1 protein-coding gene is annotated in these 1,657 nt (G+C 45.0%); it reads left to right on the top strand.

Translation table 11 applies throughout. The annotated features are described in order from the left end of the window. The first annotated feature begins 274 nt into the window (after positions 1-274). The gene (locus AC58PV_RS35380; RefSeq protein WP_497437708.1) at positions 275-1,504 is read left to right on the top strand and encodes an IS110 family RNA-guided transposase; all 1,230 of its coding nucleotides are present in this window, start codon (positions 275-277) and stop codon (positions 1,502-1,504) included. The last annotated feature ends 153 nt before the right edge of the window (positions 1,505-1,657 follow it).

The following is a 1,657-nucleotide window of genomic DNA, read 5'->3' as shown; positions in this document are numbered from 1 at the left end:
GTAGTCTCCCCGCCGCTACGCGACGATATGATGAATGAAAATGTGTAGTTTGTGCGGTTCGTTCTGCTTCATTGCGTGTTTTGCTGTCAATACTTGTTAGTATGGCTGGCGAGGAAAGTCGTATTTCCTTGGTGCTTAGAGCCCTCCTGTAGTCTGACTCCAACGACCTGGTGTATTGTGAATTGTTGCTCCTTTTGGAAGCACGAAGGGTAGATTAACCCTGTATGGTTTGTTGCACCAGCCTCAATTTATCTAGCCAAGAAGGAAGTTAGTTATGGATATTATAATTGAACGCGCTTGTGGGTTAGATGTTCATCAAAAGAGCATCACCGCTTGCATTCTTATGCCAGAAGGAAAGGAGATCAAAACATTCCGTTCGGTTACTTCCTCACTACTCGAGATGATTGACTGGATTAAGGAGCGCCGCTGCTCACATGTCGCCATGGAAAGTACGGGAGTACTTTGGAAACCAATCGTCAACTTGCTTGAGTCCGAAGATATCTACTTTATGGTCGTTAATGCAGCACACATGAAGGCTCTTCCAGGACGCAAAACCGATGTAAAAGATGCAGAATGGATTGCTACTTTGTTACAACATGGACTCCTCAAAGCCAGCTACATTCCTGATCGCACCCAGCGTGAGCTACGTGAAGTGGTTCGCTACCGGCGCAGTCTCATCCAAGAGCGTGCTCGAGAACTTAACCGTATCCATAAGATTTTAGAAGGCGCTAACATCAAACTCACATCCGTTATCTCCAAAGTATTTGGAGTTTCTGGCCGAGCCATGATCGAAGCCATGATCGATGGTGAAGTGAATCCTGAACATTTAGCTGATTTAGCTCGCGGACGCATGAAACCAAAGAAACAAGATTTGACCTTAGCTCTTGATGGACGAATGAATCCCCACCAGCGCTTGATGTTAAAGTCGATGATCACGCACATCGACTTTTTAGATGAACAAATTGCTGCCTTCGATGAGGAGGTCGCCAAGAGGCTATCCCCTTTTCAGGAGGCCATAGAGCGAATCGATACTATTCCAGGGATTGGACTAAGAACAGCTGAGCATATCCTATCTGAAATTGGCCTCGACAATCTAAAAACTCGATTTCCAAGTGCAGGTCATCTATGTTCGTGGATTGGGCTGGTTCCCGGTCAAAACGAAAGTGCTGGAAAACGAAAGCCAAGCAAAACCAGAAAAGGAAACAAGTATCTCAGGCAAGCATTGACTGAGGCTGCTCAATCCGTTGCCCGATCAGACAATTATCTAGGTATGCAGTTCAGGCGAATTTCTGCAAGGCGGGGCGGTCAACGTGCTGCTGTAGCCGTAGCACATTCGATGATGACCATTGTGTATAACATGTTAACCAGAGAAGAAGCGTATAGAGAACTTGGAGCCGATTATTTCGATAAAAGGAACGAAGAAGCCATACTCAAGCGGACAGTTGGCAAGTTAAAGGAATTAGGATACACAGTTACAATAGAGAAACTAGCGACAGCAAACTAATAAAAAAAGAAAACATTCAATTCTACTTTAAGACCCGAAAAACTGTCATTAGCAGGGTCTAGTTCAGTATTGCCTTTTTAAGGGATACACGACAAACAGCCCATGAAAAGCGGTGCGTTAAAGCAACTTCCTGCTGGGAGATTTTCAGGGTAG

The organism is Paenibacillus sp. J22FR83 (assembly GCF_059691955.1).
The sequence above is the reverse complement of the archived record's forward strand: the minus strand, read 5'-3'. Positions and strand labels throughout refer to the sequence as shown.